This window comes from Achromobacter agilis, from assembly GCF_900496965.1.
GTDB lineage: Bacteria > Pseudomonadota > Gammaproteobacteria > Burkholderiales > Burkholderiaceae_B > Achromobacter > Achromobacter agilis.
On the sequence record NZ_UFQB01000026.1, the window covers coordinates 49,236 to 70,045 of the forward strand.

The following is a 20,810-nucleotide window of genomic DNA, read 5'->3' on the forward strand; positions in this document are numbered from 1 at the left end:
ATGAACGACATACGCCTGCACCCGGCGCCCGGCCCGGGCACCCCGATAACCGAAGCCGATCTGCATGGCTACGCGGACGGCCAGTTGCCGCCTGCCCGCCACGCCGAGGTCGAGGCGTTTCTCGCCGCCCACCCGCAGGACCAGGCGCGGGTGGACGGCTGGAAGGAACAGCGGCGCGCACTGCACGCCCTCCTGGACCCCGTGCTGGACGAACCGCTGCCGCTGCGCCTGCCGCTGGCGCCGCCCGAGCGCCGCTGGCCCTGGCGCGCCCTGGCCGCCGGCGTGGCGGTCGCCGCGGTCAGCGCAAGCGCGGCCTGGATCACGCGCGGCGCCATGGACGCCCGCCACCTGCAGGCGGTGCTCGCCACCGCTGCCCCGGACCGCATTGCGGGCGGCTACGCGCAGCGGGCCGCGATCGCCCACGCGGTCTACGCACCCGACATGGGCCGCCCCGTGGAAGTGGGCGTCGACAACGAGAAAGGCCTGGTGACGTGGCTGACCAAGCGCATGGGCGCGCCCGTGCGCGCGCCATCGCTGTCGCAGGCCGGCTACGAGCTGATGGGCGGCCGCCTGCTGCCCGGCGGCGCAGGGCCCGTCGCACTCTTCATGTATGGCGCGTCCGACGGCCAGCGGCTGACGCTGTACGTCACGCGCGAGGCCGTGGGCGAACAGACCGCTTTCCAGTTTACGCAGGAAGGGCCCGTCCGCGTGTTCTATTGGGTCGAAGGACAGTTCGGCTACGCGTTGTCCGGCGCGGTCAGCCGGGACGAACTGCAGCGCGTGTCGCAAGAGGTTTACCGGCAGCTTCAGGGGTAGGTACGCGAGCGATATGACAGATGAAAGTGTCAGACACCCGGGAAGCACTGTCGTCATTCCGCGACCGTCCCGTACGGGTGTCAGACACTGGGTCACGGATGCATCAGTGTCTGACACCCGTACGAATTGCGTGTCCAGGTGAAGATATTCTTGCCGGGTGTCTGACACAGGCCTTGGGTGTCAGACACCCGGCAAGCACCGTGGTCATTCCGCGACCGTCCCGTACGGGTGTCAGACACTGGGTCGCGAATGCATCAGTGTCTGACACCCGTACGAGTTGCATGTCCAGGTGAAGATATTCTTGCCGGGTGTCTGACACAGGCCTTGGGTGTCAGACACTGGGCCGCGGATGCATCAGTGTCTGACACCCGTACGAATTGCATGTCCAGGTAAAGATATTCTTGCCGGGTGTCTGACACAGGGTCGCCGGTATCAGACATCCTGCCAACGCTAGGACCGCCTCCCGTTCCCGGGCCTCGTGCAGCATGTGCAGCGTTATCTTGCGGATCTCGGCCTTGCTCATGCCGATATGGGACCGCACGGCGCGGCGAGGTGGTGGCCGGCGGCGGCCACGGCGAGATCGACGGAGAGGACGTGCGCCGGCACCTGTTGGTATAGACGGAAGGCGGATCTGCTCCGATATAATCGGGCGCCATGTGCTCCGCTGCCTTCCTGACCCGCCCCGCCCTGTGGATCGCGCTCGTCGCGATCCTGTGGGCGTCGTTGGCGCCGTCGTTGGCCCATGCGCTGAGCCTGTCGCCGGCCGGTCACAACGCCCAACGCATCAGCGTGGACTTCTGCACCAGCGAAGGCGCGGGCCAGGCCTCCCTAACCCTGGAGGTGCCAGGCGGCGGCAATGAGGGCACGCAGGCGGACGATCACGGCGACAGCCACCACTGCCCGCTCTGCCGCAACCCCAACGCCGATGTGGGCATCCTGCCCGCGCCCGTTCCCATCGTGCCCTCCCCCATCGGGCGCGCCATCACGTATCCGCCGCTGTTCTTCCTGGCGGCCCACCCCCTTCATGCCTGGAGCGCGGCCCAGCCGCGCGCGCCGCCCGCGGTCTGACCCGGCGCCCCCCCGCCGCCCGACGGCGGCTGATCCGCGCCCTCCGCTCCCCCGCCGCCACCATCCGCCCGCGCCGTTCGCGCGTCCGGACGCGTGCCGTCATTCAAGCCCTGGCGCCCGACCGCGCCCCGTTTTGCAGCGGGACGCCGGGCGCGCGGGCCGGACCACCGGTTCCAGACATGAAGAAAACCACGACCTACCCTCTGCTGCTGGCCGCGTTCGCCAGCGGCTCCGCCCAGGCACTGACCACGGAACCCGCCGTGGAAACCCTGGCGCCCACCATCGTGCATGGCGCCGCCCACGAAGAACCCGCCCCCAACGGCCCTATCGATCTGAACGTCCGCGACAGCACCGGCAGCCGCCTGGGATTGACCCTGCGCGAAACGCCCGCGAGCGTCACCGTAATCTCGCGCGAACAGATCGAGGCGCGGGGCTCGCTGAACACGCAGGAGATCGCCCGCGGCATACCCGGCGTGGACAACGCATCGCCCCCCGGCAATGCCGGCGCCGTCAGCTATCGCGGCTTCTCCGGCGGCCAGGTTTCGCAGCTGTTCAACGGCATTTCCGTGCAGTACGACTCCGTCGCCGGCCGGCCGGTGGACAGCTGGATCTATGACCGGGTCGAAGCGATAGGCGGCCCCGCCACCTTCCTGTTCGGCGCTGGCGCGGTGGGCGGCGCCATCAACTACGTCACCAAGCTGCCCGAGCGCGACACCTTTTATGACGGCCAGTTGCGGCTGGGTTCGTTCGACAGCCGGCAGATATCCGCCGGCCTGAACCAGCAGCTGGCGGGCGAACCTGGCGGCCGCGGCCACTATCTGCGCATCGACGCCAATACCGGATCCAGCCACGGTTGGGTCGACGGCAACCATTCCCGCGCCAGCCAGATCGCCGCCTCGCTCCTGTCCGACCTGGGTGATGACGTGACCCAGACCTTCGCCTTCGAATACCAGCACGAGCAGGTGGACCGCCCCTATTGGGGCACGCCCTTGAAAACAGACGCCGATGGCGTGGTGCGGAGCACGGGCCGCATCCTCGATGGCACGCGCTTCAAGAACTACAACGTGAACGACGGCCTGTACGAACAGTCCGTGCTCTGGGCGCGCTCGCTGACGGAGTGGCGCGCCGGCCCGAACCTGACGCTGAAGAACACGCTGTACTACTACCGCGCCGAACGCGACTACCGGAACCTGGAAAACTACCGCCTGAACGCCGGCAACAGCCTGGTGCTGCGGTCCGGCGCGCTATTGCAGCGCCATGAGCAAAGCCTGATCGGCAACCGGGTGGAAGGCCTGTACCGATCCACCCTGGCCGGCCTGCCCAGCGACTGGTCCTTCGGCGTCGACGTCAGCCAGAACAAGATCACGCGCTATCCCACCAGCCTGCCCGCCCAGGTGGACGCGGTAGATCCCTACGATTTCTCGCCCGGCGACTTCTACGACATCCCCGGCATGACGCGCGGCCACACCGCCGACCGCGACAACCGCATCCGCACGCTGGCGCTGACCCTGGAAAACCGCAGCGAGGTGCTGCCGGGCGTCGCCATCGTGTCGGCGCTGCGCAAGGACTTCATCGACGTGGACCTGACCAACCGCCGCGCCGTCACGGCGTCCTCGCCCGCCAGCGCCCAGCGCAGCTACTCGCCCCTGACCGGGCGGCTGGGCGTCAATTGGGAGCTGAGTCCGGAAGCCTCGCTGTACGCGCAGTACGCGACCGCCGCGGACCCTCCGTCGGGCCTGCTGGCCACCGCCTCCTTCGCCGACGTGCTGAACAATGACAAGCTCACCACCGGCAGGCAGGCCGAAGTGGGCGGCAAGTTCAACTTCTGGGATGGCCGGGGCTCGGCCACCGTGGCCGTCTACGAAATCAAGCGCAAGAACATGGCCACCGCCGACCCCGACAATCCAGGCGTCAGCCTGCCCGTGGGCGCGCAATCCGCGCGCGGTATCGAACTGGCCGGCGGCCTGCAATTGACATCCCAGCTTTCCCTGCAGGGCAACGTCGCGTTCGTAGACCCGAAGTACGACGATTTCTCCCAATCGGTCGGCGGGGTCTCGGTCTCGCGCAACGGCAATGTGCCGACCAACACGCCGCGCCGCCTCGCCAACCTCTGGCTCGACTATGCGTTCCAGCCCGGCTGGACCGCCAGCGTGGCCGCGCGCTACGTGGGCCGCATGTACGCGGATGCCGCCAACACCGTCTGGACGCCGTCCTACACGGTGTTCGATGCGGCGCTGTCGCACCGGATCAACCGCAATCTCAACGTGACGGCGCGCGTTCGCAACCTGACCGACAAAGTCTACGCCGCGAACGCGACCCCGACCATGTACTACCTGGGCGCGCCGCGCTCGGTGGAACTCACGTTGCAGGCTCGCTTCTGAGCGCCGCGCCAGGACAGACCCGCCATGAACCCGACACTCCCCTCTTCGTCCCGGCGCCCCGCCGGACCGCCGCTGACGGCCCGCGCCAAGCGATGGCTGTACCTGATCCATCGCTGGGCAGGCATCGTGCTGTGCCTGTTCTTCGCCATGTGGTTCATTTCCGGCGTGGTCATGATGTATGTGGGCTATCCGAAGCTCACGCCGCAGGAACGCCTGGCGCATCTGCCGCCGCTGGATCCTGCGGCCATCGCGGTGACGCCGTCGCAGGCGCTGGCCGCGGCGGGCGCGAAGGATGCCGCCGGACTGAGCCTGGTCGCCGCCCGCGGCGGCGCGCCGGTCTATCTGGTGCCGGGCGAAGCACGGCGGGCGCCCAGAATAGTGGACGCATCCAGCGGCGCCCTCCTGCCGCCCGCCGATGCCGCGACCGCTCTGGCGACCGCCAAGGCCTGGTCCCGCGGACAGTACGCCGCGCGGTACGAGGGAACGGTGGACGAGGACGTCTTCACCCATTCCCGCGCGCTCGGTCCCGACCGGCCGCTGCACCGGGTAGACCTGGACGACCCCGCGCGCACGCGGCTGTACATCTCGTCCGCCACCGGGATGGTGGTGCTCGACGCCACCCGCGCCGAGCGCGGCTGGAACTACGCCGGCGCCTGGATCCATTGGCTGTATCCGTTCCGCGGCAATGCGCTGGACGCCTGGTGGCACGACATCGTGGTGTGGCTGTCGGTAGCCGGTGTGCTGGCCGCGCTGACGGGCACGGTGGTCGGGATCCTGCGCTGGCGCTTTGCGCGGCCATACGCCAGCGGCAGCCGCTCGCCCTACCGCGAGCGCATGATGCGCTGGCATCACCTCAGCGGCCTGCTGTTCGCCGCCGTCACCATCACCTGGATCTTCAGCGGACTGATGTCGATGAACCCGTGGAAACTGTTCAGCGGCGGCGCGCCGCCGCTGGCCCAGGCGGCCTATGCCGGCGCGGCGGGCACGGCGCCGCTGGCCGCGCCTCGAGCGCTGATCGCGGCCCTGCCCGCTGCGCCCCGCGAGTTGCGCTGGACGCGCGCGGACGGCCACGACGTGGTGCTGGCGCGCACGGCCGCCGGCGCCCCTCAAGTGCTGTCCGCCCACGACGCGCAACCCCATGCCTTCGACCCGGCGGCGTTGCGCGCCGCCGCGGCCCGCCTGGTGCCGGGCGCCCGGCTCGCCCGCGTCGATACGCTGAATGCCTACGACTTCTATTACTACGCCCGCGACGAGCACGCGATGCTCGGCCACGTCGAAAAGCCGCTGCCCGCGTGGCGGCTGATCTACGACGATCCGCAAGCGACCTGGGCCTACCTGGATCCGCGCACGGGCCAGATACTGGGCCGCCAGGATCGCGCATCGCGCGCCAGCCGCTGGCTGTTCGCGTTTCTGCACAGCTGGGACTGGACCGGCCTGCTGGCCCGCCGCCCGCTTTGGGACGCCCTGCTGATCTTCCTTAGCCTGGGTGGCCTGGCGCTCAGTCTGACGGGCGTGGTCATCGGCTGGCGGCGCCTGGGAAAAAAACTGCGCGCCTGAAGCGCGGACGCGGATGCACTATGCTCAGTGCCTCGCAAGACGATTCACCGGAAAGAGGAGCCTTTATGTCCGACGTAACCATCTATCACAACCCCAAGTGCGGCACCTCCCGCAATACCCTGGCCATGATCCGCAACGCGGGCATCGAACCCAACGTCGTGCTGTACCTGGAAACGCCGCCGTCGCGCGCGACACTGCAGGCGCTGCTCAAACAGGCCGGCATCGGCGTGCGCGACGCCTTGCGCGAAAAAGGGACGCCCTACCAGGAACTGGGCCTGGACGACGCGTCCCTCTCGGACGACGCCCTGCTGGATGCCATTGAACAGCATCCCATCCTGCTGAACCGCCCGTTTGTCTCGACGCCGCTGGGCGCCCGCCTGTGCCGTCCGTCGGAACTCGTGCTGGACATTCTGCCGGCTCCGCAGCAAGGCGCCTTCGCCAAGGAAGACGGCGAAGCCGTGATCGACGCGCAGGGCAAGCGCATCCAGAAGTAAAACCACGGGATTCGGCGCATTTTGTAAGCGGACTGACGGGAATCCTCATTACCATCGCGGCTATTGGTTTGTTACGTTGCGATGACGCGTCATGAATTCCCTGGAAAGCCTCAACCAGTCCCTGTTTCTTCTGGCCAACGCCGATCCCGCCACCCCGGTATGGCGGATCCACGCCGCCATGCTGGTGGCCAACAAGCTGATCCTGCTCGTGCCCGGCGCGCTGGCCGCGGCCTGGCTGTGGGGCGGCGAAGCGCAGCGTAACCTGGCGCTGAAGGCGCTGGCCAGCATTGCGCTGGGGCTCTTCGCCAGCTATCTGTGCGGCGCACTGTGGCCGCATCCCCGCCCATTCGCTGTCGGGCTGGGGCACGCGTTCTTCCCGCACGCGGCGACCGCGTCGTTTCCCAGCAATCACACCATCATCATCGCCACCCTGGCCTTCGCGCTGATCTTCGACCGGCGCTGGGCCGGCCTGGGCTGGGCCGCGCTGGCGCTGGCGGTGCTGGTTGGCGGGTCTCGCGTCTACCTCGGCGTGCATTACCCGCTGGACATCGCCGGCGGACTGGCGCTGGCGCCGCTTGCCGCGGGCGCCACGCTGCCGGTGTGGAACCGCGCGGGCGCGCCGCTGACCGCGGCCGCGCAGGGCCTGTACCGCAAAGTGCTGGCCCTGCCCATCGCCCGCGGCTGGATCCGCGCGTAAGGCTCAGTTGATCGCGACCTTGGCGTCCTTGACCAGCTTGGCGTAGTTCTCGGTATCGGCGCCGATCCGCGCCTTCATTTCGGCGGGGCTATCGCCGATGGGCACTGCGCCGATCTCCGCCATGCGGCGCGAGAAATCCGGCGAACGGATGATCTTGACCATTTCCGCGTTCAACCGGTCGACCACGTCCTTGGGCGCGGCGGCCGGCGCCAGCACGCCGAACCACGTGCCCATGTCGAACGGCTTCAGGCCCGCCTCTTCCATCGTGGGCACGTCGGGCAGCGCCGCCGAACGCTTGTTCGTGGTTACGGCCAGCGCGCGCAGCTTGCCGCTCTGGATGTGCGCAAGCACCGGCGTGACCGTGTCGAACGACATGTCGATCTGCCCGCCCAGCAGGTCGGTGGTCAGCGGTCCGCTGCCTTTGTAGGGCACGTGCAGCAGTTTCACGTGGCCCTCTTTCTCGAACTGCGCGCCGATCAAATGCTGACCGGTGCCCATGCCGTTCGATCCGAAGGTCAGCTTGCCCGGCGCGGCCCGCGCCATCGTCAGCAGGCCCTGCACATCCTTGGCGTCCAGTTTGGGATTCACCACCAGGACATTGGGCACCAGCGCGACCGTCGTCACCGGCGCGAAGTCCTTCTGGAAGTCGTAGTGCAGGCTCTTGTAGACGCTGGTGGCGATCGTATGGTGCACCGCCCCCATCAGCAGCGTGTAGCCGTCGGGCGCCGCCTTGGCCACGTAGTCCGCGCCCAGCGTCGATCCGGCGCCGGGCTTGTTCTCCACCACCACCGGCTGGCCCAGGCTCTTGGACAGCTCCTGTCCCAGCGCGCGGGCCAGAACGTCGGTGGTCCCGCCCGCCGGAAACGGCACGACCAGGTTGATCGGCCGGACGGGATAGGACTGCGCCGACGCCCCGCCCGCGAAGGACAGGCCCAACAGGCAGGCGAACGCCAAGGCGCGCGCGGAAACGGCTTTCTGATGCATGGTTGTCTCCTGGATACGAATGGATTTCGCTTCTTCTATTCGCCGCGTTGCGGTGCGGGAGAGGGTCTGCGCCCTCGTCCCGCATGATTGCCGCTAGGCGGCCTTGGCCGGCGCCAGTGCCGCCAGCTTCGCGCAGACCGCCTCGGTGACCTGGCCGGTGGTCGCGCTGCCGCCCAGATCGCCGGTGTGCAGTTGGGGATCGGCGGTCACGCTTTCGATCGCCTGCATGAGCCGGGCGGCAGCCTGGGTTTCACCCAGGTGCTCCAGCAGCATGACCACCGACCAGAACGTGCCCACCGGATTCGCCAGCCCCTTGCCCATGATGTCGAAGGCGGAACCGTGGATGGGTTCGAACATGGACGGATAGCGGCGCTCGGGGTCGATGTTGCCGGTGGGCGCGATGCCCAGGCTGCCCGCCAGCGCCGCCGCCAGGTCGCTCAGGATGTCGGCATGCAGGTTGGTGGCGACGATGGTGTCCAGCGACGCCGGACGGTTCACCATGCGCGCCGTGGCGGCGTCGACCAGTTCCTTGTCCCAGGTCACGTCGGGAAATTCGCGGCTGACCTGCAGCGCGATCTCGTCCCACATCACCATGGCGTGGCGCTGCGCGTTGGATTTGGTGATCACCGTCAGCAGCTTGCGCGGACGCGATTGCGCCAGCTTGAATGCGAAGCGCAGGATGCGCTCCACCCCGGCGCGGGTCATGATGGACACGTCCGTGGCGGCTTCGATGGGATGGCCCTGGTGGACCCGGCCGCCGACGCCCGAGTATTCGCCCTCGGAGTTCTCACGCACGATGACCCAGTTGAGCTGCTCCGGCGTGCAGCGCTTGAGCGGCGCGTCGATGCCCGGCAGGATGCGCGTCGGGCGCACGTTGGCGTACTGGTCGAAGCCCTGGCAGATCTTCAGCCTCAGGCCCCACAGCGTGATGTGGTCGGCGATATGCGGGTCGCCGGCAGAGCCGAACAGGATCGCGTCTTGGTCGCGCAGCGCGTCCAGGCCGTCGGCCGGCATCATCACGCCATGCTTGCGGTAGTAGTCGCCGCCCCAGTCGAAATCCTGGAACTCGAACCGCAGGCCGTCCTGCGCGGCAAGCTCCTGCATGATCCGCCTTCCGGCGGGAATCACTTCCTTGCCGATGCCGTCGCCGGGGATGGTTGCAATGCGATAGGTCTTCATAGGCCGACAGGGCTCCTTGCTGGTGAGGTTCTGTCGGCACTGTACTGAGGCGGCCAGGCCCCGACCGCAGCAGAATTCAAAACAACTTTTACTTGAAGTTGAAGATGGCGCCCGCCCGCGCGCGAATCGCAACCGCCAATGAAAAACAGCGCCCACATGGGGCGCTGTTTCAGGTGGCGGCCAAGACAAGGCCGCCGCCGCTTGCCGGAATCAGCAGCGGCCGATATTCAGATTGGAGATCAGGTTGTTGAAATCCTGGCGCAGGCTGTAGGCGTCATCCACGATCGTGGGACGCATCGCCTTGAAAGCGCCCGTGCGCGCGGCGTCTTCCTTGTAGCGGCCATTGTTCGTGTGCTCCAGCACCTTGCGGCCGGCGCCCAGGAAACTATTGACCTGCATCATCGTGCTGGCGCAGCCCTTCGGGTCGGCTTCGCGCGTCTTCTTGTCAAAGCCCAGCGCCATTTCGTTCATCTTGTCCAGCGCTTGCTTGAACGCCTCTTGGTCGGCCCCCAGGCCCGTGCCGTCGAAAATGCCCGACGCCTTGTCCATCGTGGACTTGCCGTAATAGACCAGGCCGGCGCGGTAATAGGCGACCGAGTCCTTCGCGGCCTTTTCGAAGGCTTCCTTGGTGTTGGCCGTGTCCTTCACGGAGATGCCGCGGTAGAAGGCGCTCTCCGTCTTCACGACCTCGGTCAGCGCCGCGACGTAGGCGGGACTCTTTTCCCGCGCCAGCGCGCCATTGTCCGACAGGAAGGTCTTGGCGGCCGCATAGTTCTGCAGTTCGTTGCTCAGCGGCGCCAGCTTGCCCAGCGCGTCCGAGAATTCCTTGGCGGGCGCATCGATCTCGGGGATCGGCGCCGTCATCGCCAGCGCCTTGTCGAGCTTTTCCTTGGCGCGCAGGATGGTGGAATCGTTGCCGATGACGAAATCCTTGATTGGCTTTCCTTCCTTGAGCTTCGGCGCCGCATAGGTTTCGTAGCGGTCCAGCGTTTCTTCGAACGACGTCGAGATGCCGTTGGCGGCATCGACGTACTGGTTGTACTTGATGATCTCGGCCTGGGCGGTGGTCGGCTCGGCCGCCTTCGCCTCCTTCTTTGCGCTATCGTCGCCGCACGCGGCGAGCGCCAGCGTAACGGCCAGAACGGCGGACATGCGCAAGGGGCGCGACATAAGCATCTTCATTTCCTGTTGCGGTTGCTATGAGGGGACGGATGATATGCCCGCTCATTGCTTAACACGCTACAAAGTCATTCAGTCATGTCACAAGAGTTTTCAACCCGCGACCAGCTGCGAATAGAGCCGGCCGCGCGTTATGCGACGCCTGGCTCAGCCCCGCGCGGCGAGGGGCCGCCGGGCCGTGAGCCAGCGCGCTTCATGGTCCAGCAGCCAGCGTTTGCGGTGCAACCCGCCGCCATAACCGGTCAGCGACGCGTTCGCGCCCACGACGCGGTGGCAAGGCACAACGATGCCGATGGGATTCGCGCCGTTGGCCAGCCCCACCGCGCGCACGGCCGTGGGACGCGCGATGCGGTCCGCGAGAGCGCCGTACGTGATGGGCGCACCGCCCGCGATGCCCCGCAGCGCCTGCCACACCTGGCGCTGGAAGTCGGTGCCGCCGGTGGCGACGGCCAGCGTGTCGATGGCGTCGACCGCCCCGTCGAAATAGGCTTCGAGCGCGCGCCGGGCGGGCGAGGCCTGCGTCGCGTCGCGCAGCTCGATGGCCTGCTTGCGGTACTGCCTGTGCAGCAGCCTGTGCATGCGCGTTTCGAAGTCCTCCCAGTCCACCGCGCGCAGTTGCCGCCGGTCGTCGCTGAGGATCAGCATCTGGCCGATGGGCGTCGGCACGCGCTCAAGGAAAAAGACCTGAGGGTGAAGGGACATGGCACGGACTCCGGCAAATGGGGAAACATGCGAAATATAGACCCGGCCGCCGCGCGCCGCTGGCGGTTTCCGGACAGGAATGCCCGCCGTACAACAGTGTCCGGAAACCGCTAGATTCCGGATGTGCGCCGGCGTTAGCATGGCCGCATGGACCTGAACCACGACGCCTGCTACAGCGCTATCCAAGTGCGCGACGCCCGTTACGACGGCCGCTTCTTCACCGCCGTCAAGACCACGCGCATCTATTGCCGCCCGGTCTGCCCGGCGCGCACGCCGCTCTCAAAGAACGTCACGTTCTACACGACGGCGGCGGCGGCGCAAGAGGCGGGTTACCACCCCTGCCTGCGTTGCCGGCCCGAAACCGCGCCGGAACTGGGACCGGGGCACGAACTGCCCGACAGCGTATCGCGCGCGCTGCAGCTGATCGAGCTGGGCGCGCTGGACGAGGACGGCGTGGACGGGCTGGCCCGCCGCCTGGGCGTGGGCGAACGCCAGTTACGGCGCCACTTCCGCCAGCACCTGGGCGCCTCGCCCGTCGCCGTTGCCCAGACTCGGCGCGTGCTGCTCGCCAAGCAGCTGATCCACGAAACCCATCTGCCCATGGCGGAAATCGCCTTCGCGTCGGGCTTCGGCAGCATCCGCCGCTTCAACGAAATATTCCACGACCTGTTCGGACGCGCCCCGGGCGAGCTCCGGCGCGCCGGGAAGCCGGAGGTGTCCGCGGAGCAGGAGGGCGAGATCAAGCTGCTGCTGCGCTACCGCCCGCCCTACGATTGGGCCGCCATGCTGGACTTCCTGAGGCTGCGGGCGATCCCCGGCATCGAGCGGGTCGAAGGCGACGCCTATGCGCGCACTATCTGCCTGGACGGCCGCCAGGGAACCGTGACCGTGCGGCCCGGCACAGGCAATGCGCTGCAGGCCGTCGTGCGCTTTCCCCGGCTCCAGGCCTTGCCCGCCATCATCGCCCGGCTGCGCCGCGTGTTCGACCTAGCCAGCGACCCGGTCGCCATCGCCGCGCAGTTTTCCCGCGACCCGGTCCTGACGGCGCTGATCCAGGCCAGGCCGGGCCTGCGCGTGCCCGGCGCATGGGACGGCTTCGAGCTGGCGATGCGCGCCGTGCTGGGCCAGCAGATCACGGTTGCCGCGGCGATCCGCCTGGCCGGCAAGCTGGTCGCGGCGCACGGCGCGCCCATGGCGCAGCCCGACGCAAGCCTGACGCATGTCTTCCCGCTGCCCGAGGCCGTCGCGGCCGCCGAACTGGCGTCCCTGGGCATGCCGCGCAGCCGCGCCGCGACCCTGTCCGCGGTGGCCGCCGCGGCGGTCGCCGACAAGCATCTGTTCGATGCCGGCAGCGGACTCGGCGAATCGGTTCTGCGCCTGCGCGAGATCCGCGGTATCGGAGAATGGACGGCACAGTACATCGCCCTGCGCCAATTGCGCGAGCCCGACGCCTTTCCGTCGGCCGATATCGGATTGATCCGCGCGCTGGAGCGCCTGGAATCCCGCGAGTACACGCCCGCGCAGCTGCTGGAGCGCGCCGAGGCCTGGCGTCCGTGGCGCGCCTATGCGGCGCAGCACCTGTGGGCAGCCTGAGCGCGGCCGCCCGTCACCACTGGCCTTCGGCGCCTTTCTGGAAGTACCCCACCAGGAAGTCCACGAACACCCGCACCTTGGTAGATAGGTGATGCCGTTCGGGGAACACGGCGTAGATGTCGGCCTGCGGCAAGGCGTAGTCCTCGAGCACGCGCACCAGCCGGCCGCTGCGCAGATAGCGCGCCAGGTCCCATTCGGCGCGCTGCAGGATGCCCAGGCCCGCCAGGCCCCACGTCAGCGTGACTTCGCCGTCGTTGCTGCTGAGATTGCCGCGCACCTTCACGGTTTCGCTGCGGCGTCCCTTGGTAAAACGCCACAAGCCATAGGCGGCTTCGTTCTGCCGCAGCACGATGCACTGGTGGCGCGCCAGGTCATGCGGCGCGGCGGGCACGCCATGCGCTTTCAGGTAACCCGGGGACGCGCAGACCAGGCGGCGGTTGGGCGCGATCTTGCGGGCGATCAGGCGCGTGTCCGGCAGATCGCCAAAGCGCACCGCCACGTCGAACGCGTCCTGCACGAAATCCGCCGGGCTGTCGGTCAGCTGCAGTTGCAGCGATACCTCGGGGTACTTCTGCGCGAATTCGGCGATCGCGGGCGCGATGTAGCTGCGGCCGAAGCCCAGAGGGGCGTTGACTTTCAGCAGGCCGCGCGGGCTGGCCTGGCGGCTGGCGATCAGTTGGTCCAGGTCTTCGATTTCGCCCAGGATGCGCCGGGCGTTCTCCAGGTAGACCTCGCCTTCCGCCGTCAGGCTCAGGCGCCGCGTGCTGCGGTTGACCAGCCGCACGCCCAGCCGCGCCTCGATCTGCGCCAGCCGCTTGCTGACCGCCGCGGGCGTAACGCCCAGTTCACGCGCCGCCGCCGACATACCGCCGGCGCGCGCCAGCTCGACGATCAGCTGCAGCTCAGAGGAATGTCCCATAAGAAGTCTTTCCGGGGAAAGGGGTCTGACATGCCTGCAAGAAAGTCTCGTCCAAATGCCTGACACCCCTGCGAGATGGCCTTCGCTCCAGTGTCTGACACCCTTACGAGATGGCCTTCGCTCCAGTGTCTGACACCCCTACGAGATGGCCTTCGCGGTGCCATGGCGCGGCACGGGTGTCTGACACCCGGCAAGCGCGCCGCGGCTCCACGAGCATCTCGTAGGGGTGTCAGACACTTGCCCCCTCGCCCCAGGGTGAGACGCCCGGGCGTCAGTCGCGGAAGTTCTCGAACTGCAGGGGCAGGTCGACGTCGGTCTTTTTCAGCAGCGCGATGGCCGTTTGCAGGTCGTCGCGCTTCTTGCCGCTGATGCGCAGCTTGTCGCCGTTGATCTGCGATTCCACCTTGAGCTTGGCGTTCTTGATGGCGGCGATGAGCTTCTTGGCCACGGGCTGCTCGATGCCTTGCTTGATGGTGACCTTCTGGCGCGCGCCGCCCAGGTTCTCGAGGGGATCGGCGACGTCCAGGCAGCGCACGTCGATGCCGCGGGCGGAAAGGCGGCCGCGCAGGATGTCCAGCATCTGCTTGAGCTGAAACGCGCTGGAGGCAACCTGGGTCACGACAAAGCCTTCCAGCTCGAACTTGGCATCGGCGCCCTTGAAGTCGAAGCGGGTAGACAGTTCGCGGTTGGCCTGGTCGACGGCGTTGGTGAGTTCGTGTTTGTCGACTTCGGAGACGACGTCAAAAGTAGGCATGACACGGGGTCCTGTGGAAATGGTGGGTGAAAATGCGTTCCCGCCATTTTACCGGCGCCGCGCGTTGCGTCACGCCATGACCACCAGCAGGCGTCCCGCCTGCAGCGGATGCGCGATGACCTGGGCGTCGATCCCGTAGGCCAGATACAGATTGCCCGGCGTCAGCACCTCCGCTGGCGTGCCCGCGGCGATGGCCCGACCCGCGCACAGCAGCAGCAAACGGTCGCACCAGCGGGCGGCCAGATTCATGTCGTGCAGGATCACCAGTACGCCGGTATCGCCCGCGTGCGCCAGTTCCGCCGCCGTTCGCAGCAGATCGCCCTGGTGCTTCGGATCCAGGCTGGCGGTGGGCTCGTCCAGCAGCAGGTAGCGCGGTTCGCCCGGGGTGCGCCCCGCGCTGCACTGCACCAGCACACGCGCGAACTGCACGCGCTGCTGTTCGCCGCCCGACAGTTCGGGATAGCGGCGCGCCCGCAAATGCGCCACGTCGGCCCGCTCCAGCGCCTGGCCCACCAGCGCGTCCACGCCGGCCGGTGACAGTTCCGGGAACGGGTAGGCGCCCATCGCCACCACTTCGCTCACATCCAGGTCGAAGGTCAGCCCGGGTTTTTGCGGCAGCACAGCGCGCCGGCGGGCCTGCTGGCGATGCGGCAGCCGCGTCAGATCGGCCTCGCCCAGCCGCACACGGCCGGCGTCGGGCGCCAATTCGGAGGACAGCGCGCCCAGCAGCGTGGACTTGCCCGCGCCGTTGGCGCCCAGCAGGCCCACCACCTCGCCGGGCCGCAACGCCAGCGACACCTGGTCCAGGATGCGGTTGCCGCCGCGCGCCAATGTCAGGTTCTCGGCCGCCAGCATCATCCGTGCCTCCGGCCGCGCGCCAGCAGCCACAGGAAAAAGGGGCCACCCACCAGGCTGGTGACCAGCCCGATCGGCAGTTCGGCCGGCACGACCGCGACCCGCGACAGCCAGTCCGCCAGCGCCAGGGCCAGCGCTCCGCCCAGCACGCAGGCGGGCAGCAGCCAGCGGTGATTGGCGCCGAGCGTCATGCGCACGAGGTGCGGCACCACCAGGCCCACGAACGCGATTCCGCCGGTGGCGGCCACCAGCGGGCCGACGATCAGGGCGCACGCCAGCACCAGCCTGGCCCGCACGCGCTTGAGCGCGTAGCCCAGGTGCTGGGCCTCGCGCTCGCCCAGCAGCAAGGCGTTCATGACGCGCCACTGGCCCATGAGCCACAGCGACATCAGCAGCACCCACGGCCCCAGGAACGCCAGCAGCGTCCAGTTCGCGCCCGCCAGGCTGCCCATGCTCCAGAACGTCAGGTCGCGCAGCTGGGCATCGTTGGCGACGAAGGTGAACAGCCCGATGATGGCGCCGGCCACCGCGTTGATCGCGATGCCGGCCAGCAGCAGCCCCGCCACGCCGGGCACCCGCCGGCCGAGGGCATAGGCACAGAAGGTGGCAAGCAGGCTGCCCGCGAACGCCGCGGGCGCCAGGATCAGGAAGCCGCCCGAGGTCAGGACGATGGCCCCGACCGCCCCCAGCGCGCCGCCGGCCGAAATGCCGATCAGGCCCGGCTCGGCCAGCGGATTGCGGAACAGCGCCTGCATGGACGCGCCGGAAACCGCCAGCGCGGCGCCGGCGACCAGCGCGAACAGCACGCGCGGCAGGCGGATATCGATCAGCACGTTGCGCCAGAGCTCGCTGCCGGGGGCCGGGGTTCCCCACAGCAGCGAGGGCAGCTCGCGCAGCGGAATCCGGACCGCGCCGCTGCTGCTGGCGGCCAGCGCCACCGCGACGACCGCCACACCCAGCAGCAACAGGGCCAGCGGCGGCTTCACGCGCCCGGCGCTAGCGCGCCATCGCACCGGCGGCCTCCTGCTTGAGTTCGGTCAGCGCCAGCGGCAGCCGCGGCCCCATCCCCAGGAGCAGCAGGTCGTCCATGACGATCACGCGCCGGCCGACCGCCGCGGGCGTGGACGCGATGCCGGGCATGGCCAGCAGCTTCGCGGCCCCGCCGGTAGCGTCGAGCGAGGTTTTGGTCACCACGATCAGGTCCGGCGCCAGCGCGCTGACCGCCTCGGCGGAAACCGGCTTGTAGCCTTGCTGATCCTGCAGCACGTTGACCAGGCCCGCCATCGCCATCACTTCGTTGGCGGCCGTGCCGCGCCCCGCGCCCTGCAAAGTGCCGGTGCGGTTGATCAGCAGAATGGCGCGCGCATGCGTCGCCGGAATCGTTTCGACCTGCTTGAGCTCGCGCGCGATCCGCTCCACCATGCGCTCGCCTTCCGGCGCCACGCCCAGCGCCTGCGCGATGTTGCGGATGCGCGCCTTGAGCGAATCGACCGAGGGCGAATCCGGCACCGTCACCACGCGCACGCCGACCTCGCCCAGGCGCTTGAGCGCGTCGGGCGGGCCGGCCTGTTCGGACGCCAGCACCAGATCGGGCTTCAGCGCCAGAACGCCCTCCACCGGCACCGAGCGGTAATACCCGACACGGGGCAGCCGGGTCGCGGCCTCGGGGTACAGGCTGGAGAGGTCGTCCCCGACCAGGCGTTCGCCCTGCCCCAGCTGATAGACGATTTCGGTCACGCTGCCGCCCAGCGTCACCACCCGTTCGGGCGGCGCCGCCTGCGCGGCTAGCGCCGCCATCCATCCGATCGCCACTGCCAACCATGTCTTCATTGCGTCGTCCTCAGGCGGCCAGCGGCACGCTGCACAGGCTGGCCATCAGTTCGCGCCACTGCGCCAGTTCCGGCTTGCCCGGCTTGCGCTCGCCGAAGAACTGGGCGATCAGTTCGCCCGTGGCGGAATACAGCTCCAGCGACGTCACCCAGCCGTCCGAGGTGGGCTTGTTCACCACCCAGGCCGACGCGATCGCGGCCGTGTCCAGGTGCAGGTTGAACTTGGGATCCAGCACGTTGTACCAGGGCCCCGTGCGGCGCAGCTGCTTTACCGGGCCGGTATGGATCTGGATCATGCCGCGATTGCCCACGAAGCACATGATCGACAGGCCGGACTGCGCCGCCGATTCCAGCATGCGCTCGACGGATTCCGCGGGCACCGGCTGCGCCAGGTCCTCGCCCGCGGCCGCCAGCGCCGCCAGGCGCGACACCTTGAATTTGCGCAGCAGCGGAAAGAACTCGTGGGTGTCCTGCATTGCGAGCCAGGCCTCGCGCCATTGCGCGCTGTCTTGGACGCGGTCCGCGTCGGCGGCCGGCGCGTAGGGCGCGGTCTCGGGCCACTGCGGTTCGCCGGCAAACTTCGCGATCAGCGCATCGTAGGCTGCCGCGTCGGTCGCGTCGACGCGGTAGACCTTGTGCACCGCCACGCCCGCGCCGTCAAAGAACTGCAGGCTGTGCCGGCCGTCCTGCTCGACCGCCCAGGCCGACTTCCACGCGGTGAAGAACACGCGCAGGTCGATGTCCGGCCCCAGCACCAGGCCCACCGGCCCCTCGGCCTGGATGTCTTCGTACACCCCATGGCGCTCGTGCACACACCAGTCGTTGCGCGTCAGCGCCATGACCGGACCCAGCGTGCCCAGTTCGCGGAAGATCTCCTGCGGCGTACCGTGCAGGGCGGTGGCCTTCACGCCGCCGCAGCCCGCGGCCACCCATTCGGCCTCGGATACGCCCAGGGCCTGGGCGAGGTTGCGGGCGCGCAGCCCGGGTTGCGAGGCGGCCAGGGCCTCGTTGCGGGCGCGCAGCGCCTGTGCGCGGGACGTGAAATCGGTGTTGCTCATAGTGGGCCCTCCGGCCGATAAAACGGGTTGCGAAAGCCGCCGGCCGCCGGCGGCGGATCGGAATCAATACTGGTATGTCAGTGAGACGCGGACGCTGCGCCCCGGTTCCGTGTACCAATCGACCGGACGCGGAATCGCGGTTGCGCCGGCGGTCGGCACATTGATGGCCTCCCAGTACTTCTTGTCGAACAGGTTGAAAACGCCCGCCTGCACCTGCAGCCCCTTCACGGCCGCGGGACGCCAGTAGCCCATCAGGTCCACCACGCCGTAGCCGGGCGCTTTGAAATCGGCGTAGGGCGCGTCGGCCTCGGCATCCGGGTACTCGACCTTGTTGCGTTGCAGCGCGGCAGTCAGCATTGCGTCCACGCCCCACACGTCGCGGCCGTAGCCCACCCCCAGCACCGCTTTCAGCGGCGCAACTGAGTTCAGGTACTGCCCCGTGCCCTCGTCCTTGCCCACGGCCCACGCCAGCGAGCCCCAGGTGCGCCATCCGGGCGAAAACTTCCAGTGCGCGCTGGCCTCGGCGCCGTAGATGCGCACCTTGGCGCGGTTCACGCTGCCAGTCACGCCCCAAGGATATTGGCCGTCCCAGCCCGGCTGCCACTGCGGCGAACTCGCATTCAGGGGCACCTCGGCGTCGATGAAATTCTGGTAGCGATTGTCGAAGAACGATAGCGCGCCGCCGAGATCGTCCGATCCCATTTTGGCGCCCAGTTCCCAGCCCTTGCTGGTCTCGGGCTTCAGGTTGGGATTGCCCACGCGCAGGTAGGAGCCCGGCCCGCCGTAGTTGGTGTAGAGCTGCGTCGGGCTGGGCGCCTTGAAACCGTAGGCGTACTGGGCGTAGAAGCTCAGGTCGTCGCGGGCCTTCCAGGTAGCAAGCAGCTTGGGGGAGAAGCGGCTGCCGCTGTTGGACGGCGGCAGCGCGCCCGCGTTCGGGTTGCTGTCGTAGTCCGCCGTAGACTGCGGCTTCTGTTCGTAGTGATCGTAGCGCAGGGCCGGCATGAGCGTGTAGCGGCCGTCGGCGAAGCTGAATTCGTCCTGCACCCACAGGGCCCACTGGCTGCCCTTGGACTGCGGCACGTCGGCCTGGTTGGTGTGCAGCATGTCGCAGGAACGCGGGCCCATCGGCGCCGGCAGCCCAGGGCGGATCGCCGGGCAATTGTCGTAGCCGCTGGAGTTCTGCTCGGTCTTGTTGCCGTACCACTCGCCGCCGACTGTCCACAGCTGCGACACCGATGCCCCGGCTAGCCGCTTGGTGAGTTCGCCGTTCACGCCGAACAGCGTCTGCTGGATGGAGTTGCTGCGGCCGTAGGGGCCGCTAGGAAAGCCGTAGCGGAAGGGATCGCCGGGGATGGCGTAGGCCCGCGAATCCACGCTGCGCACGCCGTCCAGCGAGTTGTCCAGCCGCAGGCGCTGCCAGTAGACGACGGCGGAGGCCGTATCGATAAGGCTGCCTTCGCCGGGCGCCTTGTAGGTATAGTCGAACGACACGCGCTCGCGTTCCGTTTCCTTGCGGGTGCCGTTTTCGCCGTAAAGATAGCTGGTGCCCGCGCCCTGTTCGAACATGCTGTCGATGTCGGCGTTGCGCTTGAAGTATTCGCCGGTCAGGCCGAACCGGTGGCCGCCTTCGACGCGCTGCTGCAGCTTCAGCAGGAAGCTGCGCTGGTCGTAGTCCTCGGGGCTGGGTTCGCTGCGCTTGGGGCCGTAGCCGCCCACGTCGCCCCGGTTGTCGAGCGCGTGGCCGTTGCGCAGCCCCGCCTGCACGAGCCAGAACGTATTGCTGTGGATCTGGCCCGCCAGCGCCGCGTTGGCGCCCCAACTGCTGTCGGCCGAATCGTAGTCCGTCTTGACGAGCGCGCCGAAGGTCTGTCCGCCGCCGAGCAGGTCCGACGGTTCCAGCGTGTACAGGTCGGCGATGCCCGATATCGCACCGGAACCGCCGCCGCTGGCGTCCGCGCCGCGCACGATGTCCAGCCGCGACAGGCTGTTGAAGTCCACCGCTTCCAGCCCGCCCTTCACGCCGCGCGCGCCGTCATCCAGCCACGGCAGGCGGATGCCGTCCACGCGCGTCAGCACCCGGTCCTGGTCCAGGCCACGAATATTGATGCTGTTGTTCTGCCGGTTGAAGTTCACGCCCGGCTCGGCGCGCTTGCTCAGGTCGCTCCAGTTGCGGATCTGCAGATCGTCCAGGCGCTTGCGGTCGGTGCTGGTTTCCCAGGCGGGCGCGGCCGCCGCGCCCTCGCCTTCCACCCTGACCGGCGCCAGTTGCGTCGCGTTGTCCGGCGCCTGCGCCTCCAGAACGTAGACGCCGGCGCCGCGTTCCCGCACGCTCAGGCCGCTGCCGGCCAGCAAGCGCGAAAAGCCCTCACGCACCGAATAGCTCCCTTCGAGTCCGGCCGTGCGGCGCTGCCCCACCAGCGCGGCGTCGAACAGCACCGTCACGCCCGCGCTGTCGGCAAAGCGCGGCAGCGCCTCGGCCAGAGGCCCGGCGGGTATGCGATAGCCGCGGGCCTGCGCCTGCGCCGAGGCCTGGGCCCATGCGCCGGACGCCGGCAGCATGACGCCGGCGAAGGCGGCCAGGGCCAGCGCCGCATGCATGGCGGCGGCAAGTCGGGTCAGCCGGCATTGCGCGCCTCGGGCTGATCGGGAGCCGCTTGCGCGGCCGGCGGGATGGTAAGCCATGGTCGTCCTTTCGATCCAAAAGGTGTCGGCATTCGTTTGCCTATACAGACCATGACCCTCGTG

18 protein-coding genes are annotated in these 20,810 nt (G+C 68.5%); 7 read left to right on the forward strand and 11 right to left on the reverse strand.

The genetic code is table 11. The annotated features are described in order from the left end of the window. From AGI3411_RS24635 to AGI3411_RS24665, 6 genes are all read left to right on the forward strand, one after another. Entirely contained in the window at positions 1-816 is an 816-nt protein-coding gene (locus AGI3411_RS24635) for an anti-sigma factor family protein (protein WP_129529948.1), read from the forward strand. Between the two features lie 654 nt (positions 817-1,470). Then, positions 1,471-1,884: a DUF2946 domain-containing protein gene (locus AGI3411_RS24645; protein ID WP_129529949.1), complete on the forward strand. Its 414-nt coding sequence runs from the start codon at positions 1,471-1,473 to the stop codon at positions 1,882-1,884. Between the two features lie 179 nt (positions 1,885-2,063). Then, the gene (locus AGI3411_RS24650; RefSeq protein ID WP_129529950.1) at positions 2,064-4,265 is read left to right on the forward strand and encodes a TonB-dependent receptor; all 2,202 of its coding nucleotides are present in this window, start codon (positions 2,064-2,066) and stop codon (positions 4,263-4,265) included. Between the two features lie 24 nt (positions 4,266-4,289). Beyond that, positions 4,290-5,822 (forward strand): PepSY domain-containing protein, encoded by a 1,533-nt coding sequence (locus tag AGI3411_RS24655; protein WP_129529951.1) that lies wholly within the window; start codon positions 4,290-4,292, stop codon positions 5,820-5,822. A 65-nt stretch (positions 5,823-5,887) separates the two neighbouring features. Beyond that, positions 5,888-6,316: an arsenate reductase (glutaredoxin) gene (gene arsC / locus AGI3411_RS24660; protein WP_129529952.1), complete on the forward strand. Its 429-nt coding sequence runs from the start codon at positions 5,888-5,890 to the stop codon at positions 6,314-6,316. A 91-nt stretch (positions 6,317-6,407) separates the two neighbouring features. Continuing rightward, a complete protein-coding gene (locus AGI3411_RS24665; protein ID WP_129529953.1) occupies positions 6,408-7,013 on the forward strand; it encodes a phosphatase PAP2 family protein in 606 nt (201 codons plus the stop codon). Positions 7,014-7,016: 3 nt separating this feature from the next. Here AGI3411_RS24665 and AGI3411_RS24670 read toward each other — a convergent pair whose 3' ends face one another. From AGI3411_RS24670 to ogt, 4 genes are all read right to left on the reverse strand, one after another. Continuing rightward, positions 7,017-7,997 (reverse strand): Bug family tripartite tricarboxylate transporter substrate binding protein, encoded by a 981-nt coding sequence (locus AGI3411_RS24670; RefSeq protein WP_129529954.1) that lies wholly within the window; start codon positions 7,995-7,997, stop codon positions 7,017-7,019. A 93-nt stretch (positions 7,998-8,090) separates the two neighbouring features. Beyond that, a complete protein-coding gene (locus AGI3411_RS24675; protein WP_129529955.1) occupies positions 8,091-9,176 on the reverse strand; it encodes a tartrate dehydrogenase in 1,086 nt (361 codons plus the stop codon). Between the two features lie 210 nt (positions 9,177-9,386). Continuing rightward, entirely contained in the window at positions 9,387-10,352 is a 966-nt protein-coding gene (locus AGI3411_RS24680; RefSeq protein WP_129529956.1) for a DUF3829 domain-containing protein, read from the reverse strand. A 150-nt stretch (positions 10,353-10,502) separates the two neighbouring features. Then, a complete protein-coding gene (ogt, locus tag AGI3411_RS24685; RefSeq protein ID WP_208748165.1) occupies positions 10,503-11,057 on the reverse strand; it encodes a methylated-DNA--[protein]-cysteine S-methyltransferase in 555 nt (184 codons plus the stop codon). A 147-nt stretch (positions 11,058-11,204) separates the two neighbouring features. Between ogt and AGI3411_RS24690 the strand changes: the two genes are divergently transcribed. Beyond that, positions 11,205-12,650 (forward strand): AlkA N-terminal domain-containing protein, encoded by a 1,446-nt coding sequence (locus AGI3411_RS24690; RefSeq protein WP_129529957.1) that lies wholly within the window; start codon positions 11,205-11,207, stop codon positions 12,648-12,650. 13 nt (positions 12,651-12,663) lie between these two features. Here the strand turns inward: AGI3411_RS24690 and AGI3411_RS24695 are convergent, their stop codons facing one another. From AGI3411_RS24695 to AGI3411_RS24725, 7 genes are all read right to left on the reverse strand, one after another. Beyond that, a complete protein-coding gene (locus tag AGI3411_RS24695; protein WP_129529958.1) occupies positions 12,664-13,569 on the reverse strand; it encodes a LysR family transcriptional regulator in 906 nt (301 codons plus the stop codon). A gap of 271 nt (positions 13,570-13,840) precedes the next feature. Next, a complete protein-coding gene (locus AGI3411_RS24700) occupies positions 13,841-14,323 on the reverse strand; it encodes a YajQ family cyclic di-GMP-binding protein (RefSeq protein WP_129529959.1) in 483 nt (160 codons plus the stop codon). A gap of 69 nt (positions 14,324-14,392) precedes the next feature. Continuing rightward, positions 14,393-15,181: a heme ABC transporter ATP-binding protein gene (locus AGI3411_RS24705; RefSeq protein ID WP_165359264.1), complete on the reverse strand. Its 789-nt coding sequence runs from the start codon at positions 15,179-15,181 to the stop codon at positions 14,393-14,395. Then, a complete protein-coding gene (locus AGI3411_RS24710) occupies positions 15,178-16,152 on the reverse strand; it encodes a FecCD family ABC transporter permease (RefSeq protein ID WP_244240448.1) in 975 nt (324 codons plus the stop codon). The genes AGI3411_RS24705 and AGI3411_RS24710 overlap by 4 nt, the downstream gene beginning before the upstream one ends. Positions 16,153-16,174: 22 nt before the next feature. Then, complete coding sequence (locus AGI3411_RS24715; protein WP_129529960.1) at positions 16,175-17,008, reverse strand: heme/hemin ABC transporter substrate-binding protein; 834 nt, start codon at positions 17,006-17,008, stop codon at positions 16,175-16,177. Between the two features lie 10 nt (positions 17,009-17,018). Further along, on the reverse strand, positions 17,019-18,065 hold the full coding sequence (locus AGI3411_RS24720) for a hemin-degrading factor (RefSeq protein ID WP_129529961.1): 1,047 nt from the start codon (positions 18,063-18,065) through the stop codon (positions 17,019-17,021). 63 nt (positions 18,066-18,128) lie between these two features. Continuing rightward, positions 18,129-20,663 (reverse strand): TonB-dependent receptor, encoded by a 2,535-nt coding sequence (locus AGI3411_RS24725; RefSeq protein ID WP_425265375.1) that lies wholly within the window; start codon positions 20,661-20,663, stop codon positions 18,129-18,131. Positions 20,664-20,810 lie beyond the last annotated feature (147 nt).